This window comes from Enterobacter sp. A8, from assembly GCF_004296595.1.
Classification (GTDB): Bacteria; Pseudomonadota; Gammaproteobacteria; order Enterobacterales; family Enterobacteriaceae; genus Enterobacter; species Enterobacter cloacae.
On the sequence record NZ_SCMF01000001.1, the window covers coordinates 970684 to 987557 of the forward strand.

Annotated in this window: 15 protein-coding genes; 6 read left to right on the forward strand and 9 right to left on the reverse strand. The window is 55.6% G+C overall.

What is annotated here, in order from left to right; genetic code table 11:
• The gene (gene yobA, locus EQV24_RS04555; RefSeq protein ID WP_130626251.1) at positions 1-372 is read right to left on the reverse strand and encodes a CopC domain-containing protein YobA; all 372 of its coding nucleotides are present in this window, start codon (positions 370-372) and stop codon (positions 1-3) included.
• Between the two features lie 137 nt (positions 373-509).
• Here yobA and EQV24_RS04560 point away from each other — a divergent pair, with 137 nt between their 5' ends.
• The 3 genes from EQV24_RS04560 to exoX all read left to right on the forward strand — a co-directional run bounded on the left by EQV24_RS04560 (position 510) and on the right by exoX (position 2186).
• Positions 510-740, forward strand: coding sequence for a DNA polymerase III subunit theta (locus EQV24_RS04560; protein WP_013096102.1), 231 nt, complete (start codon positions 510-512; stop codon positions 738-740).
• Between the two features lie 109 nt (positions 741-849).
• A complete protein-coding gene (locus tag EQV24_RS04565; protein WP_023620454.1) occupies positions 850-1500 on the forward strand; it encodes a carbon-nitrogen hydrolase family protein in 651 nt (216 codons plus the stop codon).
• Positions 1501-1523: 23 nt separating this feature from the next.
• Positions 1524-2186: an exodeoxyribonuclease X gene (gene exoX, locus EQV24_RS04570; protein ID WP_013096100.1), complete on the forward strand. Its 663-nt coding sequence runs from the start codon at positions 1524-1526 to the stop codon at positions 2184-2186.
• Here the strand turns inward: exoX and ptrB are convergent.
• Positions 2183-4243 carry an oligopeptidase B gene (gene ptrB / locus EQV24_RS04575; protein ID WP_020690816.1) on the reverse strand — a complete coding sequence of 687 codons (2061 nt, stop codon included), beginning with the start codon at positions 4241-4243 and terminating at the stop codon, positions 2183-2185. The genes exoX and ptrB overlap by 4 nt on opposite strands.
• 85 nt (positions 4244-4328) lie before the next feature.
• On the reverse strand, positions 4329-4976 hold the full coding sequence (locus tag EQV24_RS04580) for a tellurite resistance TerB family protein (protein ID WP_020690815.1): 648 nt from the start codon (positions 4974-4976) through the stop codon (positions 4329-4331).
• Positions 4977-5146: 170 nt separating this feature from the next.
• Here EQV24_RS04580 and purT point away from each other — a divergent pair, with 170 nt between their 5' ends.
• The gene (purT, locus tag EQV24_RS04585) at positions 5147-6325 is read left to right on the forward strand and encodes a formate-dependent phosphoribosylglycinamide formyltransferase (RefSeq protein WP_130626252.1); all 1179 of its coding nucleotides are present in this window, start codon (positions 5147-5149) and stop codon (positions 6323-6325) included.
• A gap of 42 nt (positions 6326-6367) precedes the next feature.
• Here purT and kdgA read toward each other — a convergent pair whose 3' ends face one another.
• The 3 genes from kdgA to zwf form a co-directional block, all read right to left on the reverse strand.
• A complete protein-coding gene (kdgA, locus tag EQV24_RS04590; RefSeq protein ID WP_029882310.1) occupies positions 6368-7009 on the reverse strand; it encodes a bifunctional 4-hydroxy-2-oxoglutarate aldolase/2-dehydro-3-deoxy-phosphogluconate aldolase in 642 nt (213 codons plus the stop codon).
• Positions 7010-7048: 39 nt separating this feature from the next.
• A complete protein-coding gene (edd, locus tag EQV24_RS04595) occupies positions 7049-8860 on the reverse strand; it encodes a phosphogluconate dehydratase (protein ID WP_029882311.1) in 1812 nt (603 codons plus the stop codon).
• 234 nt (positions 8861-9094) lie between these two features.
• Entirely contained in the window at positions 9095-10570 is a 1476-nt protein-coding gene (gene zwf, locus EQV24_RS04600; protein ID WP_014832396.1) for a glucose-6-phosphate dehydrogenase, read from the reverse strand.
• 357 nt (positions 10571-10927) lie between these two features.
• Here zwf and EQV24_RS04605 point away from each other — a divergent pair, with 357 nt between their 5' ends.
• Together EQV24_RS04605 and pyk are read left to right on the forward strand one after the other, a co-directional pair.
• On the forward strand, positions 10928-11797 hold the full coding sequence (locus EQV24_RS04605) for a MurR/RpiR family transcriptional regulator (RefSeq protein WP_029882312.1): 870 nt from the start codon (positions 10928-10930) through the stop codon (positions 11795-11797).
• A 140-nt stretch (positions 11798-11937) separates the two neighbouring features.
• Positions 11938-13380: a pyruvate kinase gene (pyk, locus tag EQV24_RS04610; RefSeq protein WP_013096092.1), complete on the forward strand. Its 1443-nt coding sequence runs from the start codon at positions 11938-11940 to the stop codon at positions 13378-13380.
• 51 nt (positions 13381-13431) lie between these two features.
• Here the strand turns inward: pyk and lpxM are convergent, their stop codons facing one another.
• From lpxM to znuA, 3 genes are all read right to left on the reverse strand, one after another.
• A complete protein-coding gene (gene lpxM / locus EQV24_RS04615) occupies positions 13432-14403 on the reverse strand; it encodes a lauroyl-Kdo(2)-lipid IV(A) myristoyltransferase (RefSeq protein WP_130626253.1) in 972 nt (323 codons plus the stop codon).
• Between the two features lie 119 nt (positions 14404-14522).
• Complete coding sequence (gene mepM, locus EQV24_RS04620; protein ID WP_013096090.1) at positions 14523-15842, reverse strand: murein DD-endopeptidase MepM; 1320 nt, start codon at positions 15840-15842, stop codon at positions 14523-14525.
• A 15-nt stretch (positions 15843-15857) separates the two neighbouring features.
• On the reverse strand, positions 15858-16802 hold the full coding sequence (gene znuA / locus EQV24_RS04625; protein WP_013096089.1) for a zinc ABC transporter substrate-binding protein ZnuA: 945 nt from the start codon (positions 16800-16802) through the stop codon (positions 15858-15860).
• Positions 16803-16874 lie beyond the last annotated feature (72 nt).

The window sequence follows — 16874 nt, forward strand, 5'->3', positions numbered from 1 at the left end:
TTATTTCACGCTGAAGCGATAGCTGCCTTTGGTTTTGTGACCATCTACCGAGACCACATGCCAGTCAACCCGGTACGTGCCGGTCACCAGCGTCTGCTCCAGCGGAACATGGAACTGGGCCTTATTCTGCTCGTCACGCTGTATATCACCGGTTTTAACCACGTTCCCCTGTGCATCCTTCACCACGACACCGCTGAATCCGGGTTCAATGCCTTCGGAAAAATTCAGGGTAAGCGCCTGAGGAGCTGCTACCTGGCTATCGGCTGCCGGGATTTGCTGCTGGAGGTGCGCATGCGCCAGCACCGGGGTCGCTGTAACGGAAGAGAAGAGAAAAGCCAGCGCGCATACCGCGCGGGAAGCGGATAAACCCATCGCAATCATTCCTTTTTGTTATGCCTGTATGCTAAAGAATAACGCTGTATAATAATCGAGTCGAGGATCATCCCACCTCCGCTTGTCATCATCGTGCAATCGCGGTAACGTTGCCGCCGCATAAAAAGGAGAAGGTAATGAAGATCAATCTGGCTGCCCTTCCTCAGGACGAGATGGATAAAGTGAATGTCGATCTCGCTGCCGCAGGTGTCGCGTTTAAAGAGCGTTACAACATGCCAATCGTGGCTGAGGTGGTGGAACGTGAACAACCCGCCCATCTGCGTGACTGGTTCCGCGAACGTTTGATTGCGCACCGACTCGCGTCGGTCAATCTCTCTCGTTTGCCGTACGAACCTAAAGTTAAATAAGCTTAACGACTCGTTACACTTCCTTACGCGGAATATGCCAGGATAAGAAAACCCTGATTAGTTTAGGTGTATTCTTAAATCCTGCGACTCTGTGTATAAGGAAGTCACGATGTCACAATGGAATATTGCCGCCGCCCAGTATGCCGGGCAGCATCACAGTGTAGATGACCACGTAGCGCACCACCTCCGTTTCGTTGCGGAAGCGGCACAACAGCGGTGCGATCTCCTGGTCTTTCCTGAACTCTCGTTAACAGGACCGGGAAGGACGGACCTACCTCCCCCACCCGATGACGCACAGCTGGCCCCTTTGCTCGCCGCCGCAAAGCGTTACCGAATAACCATCATTGCCGGTCTGCCCCTTGATCTGAATGGTCAGCGCGTTAAGGGCCTCGCCCTGTTTTCGCCGTCCCGGCACAGCATCCTGCGCTACCCCCAGGGAAGTGGAGCCAGCCTGGTGCCGGGTGATAAACAGCTGACGATTGTTGATACGCATGCCGATTCCCCCAATCTGGATCCGCAGGCGACGCTGTTTACCAGCTGTCAGTCGGTGGGCGATACCCGCTGGCGCCAGTCCATCAACACGTTGCAGCGCTTCGCGCACAGGTATGCCATTGCCGTGTTAATGGCGAACGCCCGTGGCGGTAGCGCGCTGTGGGATGAAAAAGGCCAGCTGATTGTCCGTGCGGATAAGGGCGAACTATTATTGACCGGATCTCTGGGCCGACAGGGTTGGCAAGGCGATATCATTCCTTTAGGCTAAGCGTTTTAGCTCAGGAGCGTTCAATGCTGCGCGTCATCGATACCGAAACTTGCGATCTTCAGGGCGGAATAGTGGAAGTGGCGTCTGTTGACGTCATTGACGGTAAAATCGTCAATCCAATGAGCCATCTGGTGCGTCCCGACCGCCCGATTAGCCCGCAGGCGATGGCCATTCATCGCATTACAGAATCGATGGTGGCAGATAAACCCTGGATTGAAGAGGTCATTCCGCACTATTACGGTAGCCCGTGGTATGTCGCGCACAACGCCAGCTTTGACCGCCGGGTACTGCCCGAGATGCCCGGCGAATGGATTTGCACCATGAAGCTGGCGCGTCGTCTGTGGCCGGGGATCAAATACAGCAATATGGCGCTGTATAAATCGCGTAAGCTCAGCGTCAGAACGCCCGAGGGGCTGCATCATCACCGCGCCCTGTACGACTGCTATATCACCGCGGCGCTACTCATAGATATTATGAATACCTCTGGCTGGACGCCGGATGATATGGCAACGATCACCGGGCGACCGGCGCTGCTGACCACCTTCACCTTTGGCAAATACCGCGGCAAAGCGGTGTCCGATATCGCCGATAAAGATCCGGGCTACCTGCGCTGGCTGTATAACAACCTCGACAAAATGAGCCCGGAGCTTCGCTTAACGCTCAAGCACTATCTGGGTGAAGCTTAACTTCCGGCACGGCCTGGCAGCGTTTCCTGCGCCAGGCCAATCAAAAAGGCATACTCCAGCGCGACCCCTTCATACGATTTGAATCGTCCCGATTTCCCGCCGTGTCCGGAGTCCATGTCGGTACAGAGTAGCAGCAGGTTATTATCGGTTTTCAGCTCCCGCAGCTTAGCCACCCATTTTGCGGGCTCCCAGTATTGCACCTGTGAATCGTGCAGACCGGTGGTCACCAGCATGTGCGGATAGGCTTTAGCTTCCACGTTATCGTACGGGCTGTACTCTTTCATATAGCGGTAATAGATCTCGTCCTGAGGATTCCCCCACTCTTCAAACTCACCGGTCGTCAGCGGAATAGACTCATCCAGCATCGTGGTTACCACGTCGACAAACGGAACCTGCGCGATGACCCCTTTGAAGCGGTCAGGACGCTGGTTAATGGCCGCCCCCATCAGCAGCCCTCCCGCACTGCCGCCCATGCCAAAGCAGAGCTGCGGATCGCCATAGCCCTGCTCTATTAGCGCATCGCAGACGTCGAGGTAGTCGTTAAAGGTGTTTTTCTTCTTCAGGAATTTCCCGTCTTCGTACCAGTGCTGGCCCAGCTCGCCGCCACCGCGCACGTGGGCGATGGCGAAAACAAAGCCACGATCGAGCAGGCTTAATCTGCTGCTGCTGAAATCGGCATCCATGCTTGAGCCGTAGGATCCATACCCGTAGACCAGGATCGGGTTTTTCCCTTTCTGGAAATGCGCCTTGTGATAGACGAGCGAGACGGGCACCTCAACGCCATCCCGGGCGGTGACCCACAGGTGTTCGCTTCGGTAGTTATCGGAATCAAACCCTTTTACCTCAGACTGCTTAAGCACCTGACGTTGTCCGGTCTCCATGTCCAGCTCAAACAGCGTATCCGGCGTGGTCATTGACGAGTAGCCATAGCGCAAGCGGGAAGATTCCGGCTCGGGGTTAAACCCAATCCACGTAACATAGGCCGGATCGTCAAACGCAATCCCGATGACCTCCCGCGTTTTGCGGTTAATTTGCCGCAGGCTGGTCAGCCCCCGCTGGCGCTCTTCCACCACCAGCCAGTCGGTAAAGAGGGTAAATCCTTCCAGCATCACCTGTTCCCGCGCAGGAATGAGCACTTCCCATTTCCGTTCATCGCGTACTTTGGTTTTATAGAGGCCAAAGTTTTTGCCCTCGCGGTTAGAGCGCAGGTAAAAGCTGTGCTGGAAGTGATCCAGGCTGTACTCATGATCTTTACGACGCGGCAGGAAGCAGAGCGGCTGCGCATCAGGCAGCTCGGCATCCAGGAGCAGAACTTCAGAGGTGGTTGCGCTGGCGAGGAAGATAATCACATAGTGGCGTGACGACGTTTTATGCAGACTGACATAGAACGTTTCATCTTTCTCTTCGTAGACCAGCTCGTCATCATCCGCACTGGTGCCGACGGTATGACGCCATACCTGATAAGGCAGCAGCGTGGAGGCATGTTTCTTCACGTAATAGACGGTTTCAGAATCATTCGCCCAGACAAAATCCGGCGAAACGTTCGCAATCATCTCCGGATACCAGTTACCGGTTTCCAGATTGCGAAAACGCAGGCCGTACTGACGCCGGGAGAGGTAATCTTCCGCCAGCGCCATAATGGCGTTATCGGGCGAGACCGACATGCCGCCCAGCGTATAAAACTCGCTGTGGGCAGCACGCTGGTTGGCATCCAGCAAAATATCCCATTCATCCCACTCGGCGCTTAACACCGACTGACGCTGGTAGATGGGATATTCATTACCGGGCTCGTAGATATGGCGATAACGATAGCCGTTTTTGGTCCAGGGTGCGGAGACATCGCGCTGGGGAATACGCTGCACCATTTCATTCAGCAACTGATCCTGAAGCGCCTGCTGGCTGGCCATGACCTTGCGGCCATAGTCATTTTCCGCGTGCAAATAGTCGAGCACCTCTGGCCGGGAACGCGAATCGTCCCGGAGCCAGTAATAGTTGTCAATGCGCGTATCGCCATGCGTGGTGATCGCATAAGGAGTACGTCGGGCTTTTGGTGGCATGTCATGTTTCTTTTGAGTTTTACACCCTATAAGGTTGGCAAAACACGCGCATGATGCAAGCGAAACATGACCGCGACGGTGACAGTTAACCCGCTAACGCCTGTTTTTGCTCCCTGATATCCTTCTCAATGCCGTCGCGCACGTCCTGAGGGATCTTCAACGCGTCGCCGAGGGCATTGAGGTAGCTGCGCTCCATAAAGTGGTCAATATCAATGGCGGCACAGCTTAAGAAATAGAGTTCAAGCGCCTCCTCCTCATTCTTTACGCTTTGCGCAAGGCGCTGCGGATCCAGCGGCTGTTCGATGGCCTGAGCCACCAGCGTTCTGCCCTGCTCTTCCACACCGGCCTCCCGCAGCTGCTGCTCAATCGCCGACCGTTCTTTATCGTCGATATGCCCGTCACTTTTCGCGGCAAAAACCAGCGCAAGGATCAGCCGTTCAGTGCGCAGATCCAACGGTGATGTGTGCTGACCATAATCGGGTTCATCGCTATGTGCGGTTCGTACTCTGTCCTTGTATTTATTCCACAGAACCGTGCCCGCAATGGCTCCGCCACCGGCCAGTAACGCGCCGGTGCCATATTTTGCCAGCAACTTGCGCGAGGATTTATTCGCCACCAGCAGGCCCGCCAGCCCGCCGAGCGCCCCGGGGACCAGTTTGCTCAGCCCCTGCTCGCCGGATGGCGACGTTTTCTGCCCTAACAGTGATTGCAATTGATTTAACCAGCCAGACATGGTTTCCCTCACTTAACGGTGTACATATTCCACAGCGTAAGCGAGCAGGCGTCAGGAAATGTCTGGCGGGGCTAAAGAAGCGCAAATTTCTTCCCCGCGCACGGGCCCCGATCAAGACACACGCAAACGTTTTCGTTTATACTGCGCGCAACTTTTTCAGGGGGATTGTTATGACTCGTTTAGGAACCGCGCTGCGACCTGCGGCAACGCGTGTAATGCTGTTGGGATCGGGTGAACTGGGCAAAGAGGTCGCCATTGAGTGTCAGCGTTTAGGCGTGGAAGTCATTGCCGTAGACCGGTACGCCGATGCACCCGCCATGCACGTTGCCCACCGTTCTTATGTGATTAACATGCTGGATGACGATGCCCTGCGCGAGCTGATTACGCGTGAGAAACCGGATTTTGTCGTACCGGAAATCGAAGCCATCGCCACCGATACGCTGCTTGCCCTTGAACAGGAAGGCCAGCGCGTGGTGCCCTGTGCAAAGGCCGCGAAGCTGACCATGAATCGCGAAGGCATTCGTCGCCTGGCGGCGGAAGAGCTGGGATTACCCACCTCTGGCTACCGTTTTGCCGGCGATAAAGCTGCTTTCCTGCAGGCCGTTGAGGAGATTGGCTATCCGTGCATCATTAAGCCGGTGATGAGTTCCTCCGGTAAAGGGCAGAGCTTCATCCGCGACAGCAGCACGCTGGACAAGGCATGGGATTATGCCCAACAGGGCGGTCGCGCCGGAGCCGGTCGCGTGATTGTTGAAGGCGTGGTGAAGTTTGATTTCGAAATTACCCTCCTGACCGTCAGTGCCGTTGATGGTGTCCATTTCTGCGATCCGATTGGACACCGTCAGGAGGATGGCGATTACCGTGAATCCTGGCAGCCGCAGCAGATGAGTGCCCTGGCGCTGGCGCGCGCGCAGGAGATCGCCCGTAAAACGGTGCTGGCGCTGGGCGGTTACGGCCTGTTCGGTGTGGAACTGTTTGTCTGCGGTGATGAGGTGATATTCAGCGAAGTGTCCCCTCGCCCGCACGATACCGGGATGGTGACCCTGATTTCCCAGGATCTCTCCGAGTTCGCCCTGCACGTGCGCGCGTTCCTCGGCCTGCCGGTTGGTGGTATTCGCCAGTATGGTCCGGCCGCCTCGGCGGTGATCCTCCCGCAACTGACCAGCCAGAACATCACCTTTGACAACGTTGAAGGCGCGGTTGGGGCAGGTCTGCAGGTTCGCCTGTTCGGGAAACCGGAGATCGACGGTACGCGTCGACTGGGCGTGGCATTAGCCACTGGCGATAGCGTGGATGATGCCGTGGCAAGGGCGAAAGCTGCCGCTGCCGCGGTTAGCGTTAACGGATAAAAAAAACGGGCCTGATGGCCCGTTTTTCATGATGCGAGGTGCTTACTGCTTCGCGCCTTCAACCGCTTCGCGAGCCAGTCTGGTGATGCGATCCCAGTCGCCTGCTTCCAGGGCATCCGCCGGTACCAGCCAGGAGCCGCCGATGCACAGCACGCTCTTCAGCGCCAGGTAATCACGGTAGTTGGCCGGAGAGATGCCACCCGTCGGGCAGAAGCGCACCTGAGAGAAGGGACCCGCAATCGCCTGCAGCGCTTTGGTGCCGCCGTTGGCTTCTGCCGGGAAGAATTTGAACTCTTTCAGACCGTAGTCCATGCCCAGCATCAGTTCAGAAACGGTGCTGATCCCGGGGATCAGCGGGATGGTGCCCTCGGTTGCCGCTTTTAACAGCGGCTCGGTCAGACCCGGGCTGATGGCAAACTGCGCGCCCGCTTCGGTCACTTCAGCCAGTTGTTTTGCGTTCGTAACGGTACCCGCACCAATGATGGCATCCGGCACTTCTTTAGCGATTGCGCGAATCGCGTCCATCGCGCAGGCGGTACGCAGGGTCACTTCCAGAACGCGAACGCCACCCGCAACCAGCGCTTTCGCCATCGGTACCGCGTGCTCCAGTTTGTTCACCACGATAACCGGCACAACGGGGCCAGTGGTCAGGATTGCTTCTGCACTTGTTTTCCAGTTTTTCATCAGAGTTTTCTCTCGCCAGATCGATAAAATCAAGTCGTCTTAAAACGTAATACAGGTTGCGCCCTGCTCCGCCCCGGAGAGTTTCTCACGCAGCGCGCCAAACATTTCGCGTCCGGTTCCCACGCGCGATGCGCTCAGGTCTGGAATATGCGGCTGACGGGCCGCCAGCTCGGCTTCGTCCACCAGCAGGGTTAACTCACCTGTCTGGCCATTGACGCGGATGATGTCGCCGTCACGCACCTTAGCCAGCAAACCACCATCATACGCTTCAGGCGTTACGTGGATGGCTGAAGGCACTTTACCTGAGGCACCCGAGAGGCGTCCATCGGTGACCAGTGCAATTTTGAAACGGCGGTCCAATAATACACCAAGCGGTGGCATAAGTTTATGTAATTCTGGCATCCCGTTCGCTTTGGGTCCCTGATGACGCACCACCACCACGCAATCCTTGTCGAGAAGGCCCGCATCAAAGGCAGGTAAAACATCATGCTGGCTCTCAAAGACCACTGCCGGGGCTTCAATCACCTGGTTCTCTTCCGGCACGGCAGAGGTTTTCATCACCGCGCGTCCCAGGTTGCCGCTCAGCACTTTCGTGCCGCCGTGGCGTGAGAACGGCTGTTCGAAGGTAGCAATGACCTGCGGATCAAGAGAGGCGCTCGCCCCATCACGCCAGTCCAGCTCACCGTTGTTCAGCCACGGCTCAAGGGTATAGCGATGCAGACCATAGCCCGCCACCGTGTTCACGTCTTCGTGCAGCAGACCACCCTTGAGCAGCTCACGCATCAACACCGGTACACCACCGGCGGCCTGGAAGTGGTTAATGTCTGCCGGACCGTTCGGATACAGGCGCGCCATCAGCGGCACCACGGAAGAGATGTCGGAGAAATCATCCCAGTTGATCAGGATGCCAGCCGCACGTGCCATTGCCACAAGGTGCATGGTGTGGTTGGTTGAGCCCCCCGTTGCCAGCAGGGCCACGATGCCGTTGACGATCACTTTCTCGTCGACCATTTTACCCAGCGGCATCCACTCGTTGCCGTTCCCGGTCAGACGCGTCACCTGACGGGCGGCGGCTTCGGTCAGAGCCTTGCGCAGCGGCGCATCGGGTTGAATGAAGGAGGAGCCCGGAAGCTGCATCCCCATAAATTCCACCACCATCTGGTTGGTGTTGGCCGTACCGTAGAAGGTACAGGTACCCGGCGCATGGTAGGAAGCGGCTTCCGCTTCCAGCAGCGCCTGGCGGTCTGCTTTACCTTCGGCATACAGCTGGCGGATACGCACTTTTTCTTTGTTTGGCAAACCGCTGGCCATCGGACCTGACGGCACAAAAATGGCCGGAAGATGACCAAACGACAGCGCCGCCATGGCGAGCCCCGGGACAATCTTGTCGCACACGCCGAGGTACAGCGCGCCATCGAACATATTATGAGACAGACCGACCGCTGCAGACATGGCAATGACTTCGCGGCTCAGCAGCGACAGCTCCATCCCGTCCTGCCCCTGGGTCACACCGTCACACATGGCCGGCACGCCCCCCGCCACCTGGCCCACCGCATTCACGCTGTGCAGCGCTTTACGGATGATGTCCGGGTACACTTCGTACGGCTGATGCGCGGAGAGCATGTCGTTATAGGAGGTAATGATGGCGATATTGTTACGCAGCATGCTCTTTAATGAGGCTTTGTCTTCAGGCTGACAGGCGGCGAAACCGTGCGCCAGGTTACCGCAGGCCAGCTGCGAGCGGTGTACGGTATTGGTCTTAGCCTGTTCAATGCGGGCGAGGTAGGCCGAACGGGTCTCTTTCGAGCGCTCGATAATGCGTTGTGTTACGCGTAACAATGTCGGATTCATAAAAGCTCCTCTAATTTATCTGTCCGGGCTCGGGAGTTTACAAAGTCGCTGGCAGTTGTTAACAACGCTGAAACGCTTGCTGTCCGGAGCTCAGGGGCAAAATCGCTTCCGGCAGTGTAATAAAAAAAGCCCCGCGGGTGAATCCACGCGGAGCTTAAAAGTATAAAAATTGTGCCACTAGCTGTGTTAGATCATGTTACCGGTAAAATAACACCTTCGGGCTAGAGGATTATCTTACTCAAACTCGTTCCAGGAGCGGCCATCACGGGTGATCATCGCCACGGAGGCGACAGGTCCCCAGGTGCCCGCCTGATACGGTTTTGGCGGATCCTGATCGGCAGCCCAGGCTTCGGTGATGGAGTCGACCCATTTCCACGCCTCTTCCACTTCGTCGCGACGCACAAACAGCGCCTGGATACCGCGCATGGTTTCCAGCAGCAGGCGCTCGTAAGCATCCGCCAGGTGCGTTTGATTGAAGGTCTCGGAGTAGCTCAGATCCAGTTTGGTGGTCTGCAGGTTATGTTTGTGATCCAGCCCCGGCACTTTGTTCAGGATCTGGATATCCACACCTTCATCCGGCTGCAGACGGATAGTCAGTTTGTTCTGCGGCAGCTCCTGCCACGACTCTTTAAACAGGTTCAGTTCAGGGTTTTTGAAGTAAACGACAACTTCAGAGCATTTGGCTGGCAGACGTTTACCGGTACGCAGGTAGAACGGCACACCCGCCCAACGCCAGTCATCGATATCCACGCGGATCGCCACGAACGTCTCAGTGTTGCTGGACTTGTTCGCGCCCTCTTCTTCCAGATAACCAGGGACTTTTTTGCCCTGCGCAAAGCCGGATGTGTACTGACCACGCACCGTCTTCTCGCGCACGTTAGAACGGTCGATACGACGCAGTGACTTCAGCACTTTCACCTTCGCGTCGCGGATGCTGTCAGCGGTCAGGTCTGATGGCGGAGACATGGCAATCATGCAGAGTACCTGCAGCAGGTGGTTCTGGATCATGTCACGCATCTGACCGGCCTGGTCAAAGTAACCCCAGCGGCCTTCGATACCCACCTCTTCGGCCACGGTGATTTCCACGTGGTCGATGGTACGGTTGTCCCAGTTGTTCACAAACAGAGAGTTGGCAAAACGCAGCGCCAGCAGGTTCAGTACCGTCTCTTTGCCCAGATAGTGGTCGATGCGGTAGACCTGGCACTCTTCGAAGTATTCGCCCACCTGGTCGTTGATTTCGCGGGAGGTAGACAGTGAGGTACCCAGCGGTTTTTCCATTACCACACGCGCAGGTTTGGCGTTCAGATTCGCTTCGCCCAGACCTTTACAGATGGCGCCGAAGGTGCTTGGTGGCATGGCGAAATAGTTAATGGTGACCCGGTTTTTCTGATCCAGCATCTCACCCAGACGGGTAAACGCGCTCACGTCGTTCACATCCAGATTGCAGAAATCGAGACGTCCGCTCAGGGTATCCCACAAACTTTCATCAATTTTCTCTTTCATGAAAGTTTCGAGCGCTTCACGCACGACTTTGGTGTATGCGTCCTTGTCCCAGTCGGCGCGCCCTACACCCAGGATACGGGTATCCGGATGAAGTTGGCCCGCTTTCTCCAGTTGATACAGGGAAGGCAGCAATTTTCGGCGTGCAAGATCGCCTTTCGCGCCGAAAATGACCAGGTCACATGCCTGGGCTGTTTGCGTTACCGCCATGTCATTCTCCTCAGTTGGATCACCTGGTGCTTCTGCCAGGTATCGTTGTAATTTTATTACAATGCACTGTACTGCTTTTACGTCATTCCCGAAACCATTAGCGCTTAACGTCGCGTGCGATACGGCGATTTTTCACCCCTTAAGAGGATTACGCTGGCCTGATGACGCAACAAGCGTCGATTCTTTGCGCAACACGGTCACAGTAAAACCCGACACCGATCAAGTAATGAAAAAAAACAACAACATTATCTTGTCGACTGTTACCCTTTATGGAAGCCACGAGGGTAATATCGGCTAAATCGAATCTCAATTTCATCTATGGATGAAATCGTTTACACCCATGAGCGTCCTGTTAACATGAACATGCTGGAAAAAATTCAGTTTCAACTGGAACACCTTAGCAAATCCGAGCGAAAAGTGGCTGAAGTTATTCTCGCCTCGCCTGCTCAGGCGATTCATTCAAGCATCGCCGCTCTGGCACAGGATGCAGGCGTCAGCGAGCCGACGGTGAATCGGTTCTGCCGGAGCCTGGAAACGCGTGGCTTTCCTGATTTTAAACTGCATCTGGCACAAAGTCTGGCAAATGGTACGCCCTATGTTAATCGCAATGTGGATGAAGACGACAGCGTAGATGCATACACGGCGAAAATATTTGAATCGGCCATGGCCACGCTTGACCACGTGCGTCAGTCGCTGGATATGAGTTCCGTTAACCGGGCGGTCGATTTGCTGACCCAGGCCAAGCGAATTGCGTTCTTCGGACTCGGTTCGTCGGCGGCCGTGGCGCATGATGCCATGAATAAATTCTTCCGCTTTAACGTCCCGGTCATTTATTCCGATGACATCGTGTTGCAACGCATGAGCTGTATGAATTGTAGCGAGGATGACGTGGTGGTCCTGATTTCCCATACCGGGCGCACCAAAAGTCAGGTTGAGCTGGCGCAGCTGGCGCGTGAAAACGATGCCATGGTTATCGCCCTCACGACGGCAGGCACGCCGCTGGCAAGAGAAGCCACGCTCGCCATCACTCTGGACGTTCCGGAAGATACGGATATCTATATGCCAATGGTCTCCCGTCTGGCGCAGCTGACGGTGATTGACGTCCTGGCAACCGGTTTTACCTTACGCCGCGGCGCTAAATTCAGAGATAACTTGAAGCGTGTCAAGGAAGCGCTCAAGGAATCGCGTTTTGATAAAGAATTGCTTATAAAGAGCGATGTTCCCTGATAGTAGATAACTAAGACGTAACGAATAATTACGATGTAACGATTTACGGCATTCGGTCCCCTCGCGGTTGCTTTGCAGCAGATGAAGGCCGATTCAATCTTCACGCAACACCAAAGTTGTTTCAGTCAACGGAGTATTACATGTCCAGAAGGCTTCGCAGAACCAAGATCGTCACCACCTTAGGCCCGGCCACCGATCGCGATAATAACCTCGAAAAGATTATCGCCGCGGGTGCCAACGTGGTGCGTATGAACTTCTCTCACGGTACGCCAGAAGACCATAAATTACGTGCCGACAAAGTGCGTGAGATCGCGGCTAAACTGGGCCGCCATGTTGCTATTCTCGGTGACCTGCAGGGTCCAAAAATTCGTGTCTCGACCTTCAAAGAAGGCAAAGTTTTCCTCAATATCGGCGATAAATTCCTGCTTGATGCCAACCTGGGTAAAGGTGAAGGCGATAAAGAGAAAGTGGGTATCGACTATAAAGGTCTGCCGGCTGACGTTGTGCCTGGCGATATCCTGCTGCTCGACGACGGTCGTGTTCAGCTGAAAGTGCTGGAAGTTCAGGGGATGAAGGTGTTCACCGAAGTCACCGTCGGCGGCCCACTCTCTAACAACAAAGGCATTAACAAGCTCGGCGGTGGCCTGTCTGCCGAAGCGCTGACCGATAAAGACAAAGCGGATATCGTTACCGCGGCGCTGATCGGCGTGGACTATCTGGCCGTCTCCTTCCCGCGCTGCGGCGAAGACCTGAACTATGCCCGCCGTCTGGCGCGTGATGCAGGCTGCGATGCCAAAATCGTAGCAAAAGTTGAACGTGCGGAAGCCGTTTGCGATCAGGATGCCATGGACGACGTGATTCTGGCGTCTGACGTGGTGATGGTTGCCCGTGGCGATCTGGGTGTGGAAATTGGCGACCCGGAACTGGTCGGCATCCAGAAAGCGCTGATCCGTCGCGCGCGTCAGTTGAACCGCGCGGTGATCACCGCAACCCAGATGATGGAATCCATGATCACCAACCCAATGCCGACCCGTGCAGAGGTGATGGACGTGGCTAACGCCGTGCTGGACGGTACCGATGCGGTCATGCTCTCTGCGGAAACCGCAGCCGGTCAGTACCCGGCAGAGACCGTTGCCGCGATGGCGCGCGTCTGTCTGGGCGCGGAGAAGATCCCAAGCATCAACGTCTCTAAACACCGTCTGGACGTGCAGTTCGACAACGTGGAAGAAGCGATTGCGATGTCCGCCATGTATGCGGCTAACCATCTGAAGGGCGTCACGGCGATCATCACCATGACCGAATCGGGCCGTACCGCGCTAATGACGTCCCGTATCAGCTCCGGTCTGCCGATCTTCGCGATGTCCCGCCACGAGCGCACGCTGAACCTGACGGCGCTGTACCGCGGCGTAACCCCGGTTTACTTCGACAGCACCAATGACGGTGTGGCAGCGGCGCACGATGCCGTTAATCTGCTGCGCGACAAAGGCTACCTGGTATCCGGTGATATTGTCATCGTGACCCAGGGTGATGTCATGAGCACCATCGGCTCAACCAACACCACCCGCGTATTAACCGTCGAATAATAAACAGATGTTTCCCTCTCCCCCACGGGGAGAGGGTCAGCGTGAGGGGTTTTATCTCTTTGGGTAAAGTTCTTTGCGCTGATACGGCTCTTTCTCGCCAGGCTTACGCGTTTTGAGCAACTTCAGGATCCACGTGTATTGCTCAAGATGCGGTCCCACCAACACCTCCACCTCTTCGTTCATGCGACGCGCGATGGTGTTATCGTCCGCGGTCAGTAAGTCGTCCATCGGCGGGCGAACCTCAATGCTCAGACGGTGCGTGTTGCCATCGTAGACCGGGAACAGCGGAATAACCCGGGCGCGGCAGACTTTCATCAGACGGCCAATCGCCGGAAGCGTCGCCTTGTAGGTGGCAAAGAAATCGACAAACTCGCTGTGCTCAGGGCCGTGATCCTGATCCGGCAGATAGTAACCCCAGTACCCCTGTCGCACGGACTGAATAAACGGCTTGATACCATCGTTACGGGCGTGCAGGCGTCCACCAAAACGACGACGCACGGTGTTCCAGACGAAATCAAACACTTTATTACCCTGGTTATGGAACATGGCCGCCATCTTCTGGCCCTGAGATGCCATCAGCATGGCCGGAATATCCACACCCCAGCCGTGCGGGACGAGAAAAATCACTTTTTCATCGTTGCGGCGCATCTCGTCAATGATCTCCAGCCCTTTCCAGTCAACACGCTTAAGGACCTTTTCTGGCCCTTTTAGCGCCAGCTCTGCCATCATCGCCATGGCTTGTGGCGCGGTGGTATACATGTCATCAATAATCGCTTCGCGCTCGGCATCGCTCTTTTCCGGGAAGCAGTAGTAGAGATTGATTTGCGCACGACGACGGGCACTTTTGCCCATTCGTCCTGCAAGACGGCCAATTTTCCCCAGAACGGGATCGCGCACAGAGGCAGGTAACATGGCAATGCCAGCAAACGCGTAAACGCCAAGCCAGGCGCCCCAGTTACGCGGGTGGCGAAAGGATTTTTCAAACTCAGGAATGAACTCAATATTGTTTTTTTTGGTTTCCATGCTGGTTCCAGGGTCTGGTGACGCAAAATATAATGACGATAGTGTAGCGAGGCAGCGCCCCACGCACAAAAGAAAAAGCCGGCGCTTACTGACGCCGGCTTTAGACAAAACGGAAGGGTTTAGTCGAAACGCAGTTGCGGCACAACCTCTTTCACCTGCGCCAGGTAATCTTTACGATCTTTACCCGTCAGCCCTTCGGTGCGCGGCAGTTTCGCCGTCAGCGGGTTTACCGCCTGCTGGTTGATCCACACTTCATAATGCAGGTGTGGCCCTGTAGAACGTCCGGTATTGCCTGAGAGGGCGATACGGTCGCCACGTTTCACTTTCTGGCCTGGTTTCACCAGCAGCTTACGCAGGTGCATATAACGGGTGGTATAAGTGCGACCATGACGGACCGCAACATAGTACCCGGCCGCCCCGCTGCGTTTGGCGACAACCACTTCACCATCTCCCACCGCCAGCACCGGTGTGCCCTGCGGCATGGCGAAGTCCACGCCACGGTGCGGCGCCACGCGCCCGGTGACCGGGTTCAGACGACGCGGGTTAAAGTTGGATGAGATGCGGAACTGTTTCGCCGTTGGGAAGCGCAGGAAGCCTTTCGCAAGCCCGGTACCGCTGCGGTCATAGAATTTGCCGTCTTCAGCGCGAATGGCGTAGTAATCTTTACCATCAGAGCGCAAACGTACACCCACCAGTTGGCTCTGCTCACGCTTGCCGTCCAGCATTTCGCGGGACATCAGTACGGAGAACTCATCACCTTTTTTCAGCTTACGGAAATCCATCTGCCACTGCATGGCTTTGATAACCGAGCTGATTTCAGCGCTGGTCAGGCCCGCATCACGCGCGCTGGAGACAAAGCTTGCGCCTACGGTCCCTTTCATCACGCTGTTAACCCAGTCGCCCTTCTGCAACTCGCTGGTCATCTTGAAACCGTTTGCAGTGCGGTCGTAGGTGCGCGTTTCGCGACGGGACATTTCCCAGGTCAGGCGCTGCAGATCGCCCTCTGGCGTTAACGTCCACGAGAGCTGCTGGCCAATTTTCAGGTTACGCAGGTCTTTATCTGCGGCAGCCAGCTGGCTGATATTCCCCATGTCAATGCCGTACTGGTTCAGTACGCTGCTCAGCGTATCGCCAGTGGAGACCACATATTCATGGATCCCGGCTTCATTCTCGGTTTTATCGTCCAGCTCATCCTGCGGAATGGCTTCATCTTCCTGAGCCGCCTGGTCGATAGGCTCACTGGCCTCCGGCAGCAGAGAACGGATTTCGTTCTTCTCAAGCTCGATGGTTTTGATGATAGGGGCAGAACTCGGGTGGTAAACATAGGGCCGCCAGACGGCGACCGCTAAGGTGAGAACTGTAAGCGACCCCAGCATAACGCGATGGGGTCGGGGCAGATTGTTAAATGCCAGGGCGACAGAGCGGGCTATCTGTTGCACGTATTCACTTCCTCGTTAATCTCCTTTCAGGCAGCTCGCATACTGGTTCGCCAGTTGAGTGAGGAACTGCGAATAGCTCGCTTTACTCAACTGGATGTTCGTTCCTAGCGGGTCAAGGGTTCCCATGCGCACGGATGTTCCCCTGGCCACGGCTTCTACGACCGCTGGCCTGAACTGTGGCTCAGCAAAAACGCAGGACGCTTTTTGCTCAACCAACTGTGTTCTGATCTCATGTAAACGCTGCGCACCAGGCTGAATTTCAGGGTTGACGGTAAAATGCCCACGCGGGGTCAGGCCGTAGTGTTTTTCGTAATAGCCATAGGCGTCATGAAAAACGAAATACCCTTTTCCTTTCAGCGGTGCCAGCTCGTTACCCACCTGCTTATCGGTTGCGGCTAATTGTGCCTCAAAATCTTTCAGGTTGGCGTCTAGTTTGGCTCGACTTTGCGGCATAAGTTCCACTAATTTGTCATGGATTGCAACCGCCGAAAGCCGCGCTATCTCTGGGGAGAGCCAAAGATGCATATTGTACTCGCCGTGATGGTGATCCCCGTCACCTTTTTCATCATGAGCATGATGACCTTCGTGTTCGTCACCGTCGTCATCACTCCCCTTCATGAGCAACGGTTTCACGCCAGAAAGTTCGGCAATGGTGACCTTTTTCGTGTCCGCGATCTGGTTCGCAGACTTCTGCATGAAGGCTTCCATCTCCGGCCCAATCCAGACAACTAAGTCCGCGTTTTGTAAGCGTTTTACATCGGATGGACGCAGGGAATAATCATGCTCAGAGGCCCCATCGGGCAGCAGAACCTGGGTTTCCGTCACCCCATCTGCAATGGCCGATGCAATGAATCCCAGCGGTTTGAGCGAAGCGACAACGGCAGCGTTAACATCTTGTGCTGTTGTGCCCCAAAGGGCAGCGGATAATGCTGCGAAAAGAAGCGTATTTTTATGTAACATAATGCGACTAATCATCGTAATGAATGCGTGGAATGTGATATTATAACATTCGTTGACTTCTGCAAGCTTAAA

What these genes read in the sequence shown, in the direction of transcription:
- kdgA (WP_029882310.1), bottom strand. Translation starts at nt 7,009, where the DNA reads ATGAAAAACTGGAAAACAAGTGCAGAAGCAATCCTGACCACTGGCCCC.
- EQV24_RS04565 (WP_023620454.1), top strand. Translation starts at nt 850, where the DNA reads ATGTCACAATGGAATATTGCCGCCGCCCAGTATGCCGGGCAGCATCAC.
- yobA (WP_130626251.1), bottom strand. Translation starts at nt 372, where the DNA reads ATGGGTTTATCCGCTTCCCGCGCGGTATGCGCGCTGGCTTTTCTCTTC.
- ptrB (WP_020690816.1), bottom strand. Translation starts at nt 4,243, where the DNA reads ATGCCACCAAAAGCCCGACGTACTCCTTATGCGATCACCACGCATGGC.
- EQV24_RS04560 (WP_013096102.1), top strand. Translation starts at nt 510, where the DNA reads ATGAAGATCAATCTGGCTGCCCTTCCTCAGGACGAGATGGATAAAGTG.
- pyk (WP_013096092.1), top strand. Translation starts at nt 11,938, where the DNA reads ATGTCCAGAAGGCTTCGCAGAACCAAGATCGTCACCACCTTAGGCCCG.
- purT (WP_130626252.1), top strand. Translation starts at nt 5,147, where the DNA reads ATGACTCGTTTAGGAACCGCGCTGCGACCTGCGGCAACGCGTGTAATG.
- znuA (WP_013096089.1), bottom strand. Translation starts at nt 16,802, where the DNA reads ATGTTACATAAAAATACGCTTCTTTTCGCAGCATTATCCGCTGCCCTT.
- zwf (WP_014832396.1), bottom strand. Translation starts at nt 10,570, where the DNA reads ATGGCGGTAACGCAAACAGCCCAGGCATGTGACCTGGTCATTTTCGGC.
- EQV24_RS04605 (WP_029882312.1), top strand. Translation starts at nt 10,928, where the DNA reads ATGAACATGCTGGAAAAAATTCAGTTTCAACTGGAACACCTTAGCAAA.
- edd (WP_029882311.1), bottom strand. Translation starts at nt 8,860, where the DNA reads ATGAATCCGACATTGTTACGCGTAACACAACGCATTATCGAGCGCTCG.
- exoX (WP_013096100.1), top strand. Translation starts at nt 1,524, where the DNA reads ATGCTGCGCGTCATCGATACCGAAACTTGCGATCTTCAGGGCGGAATA.
- EQV24_RS04580 (WP_020690815.1), bottom strand. Translation starts at nt 4,976, where the DNA reads ATGTCTGGCTGGTTAAATCAATTGCAATCACTGTTAGGGCAGAAAACG.
- lpxM (WP_130626253.1), bottom strand. Translation starts at nt 14,403, where the DNA reads ATGGAAACCAAAAAAAACAATATTGAGTTCATTCCTGAGTTTGAAAAA.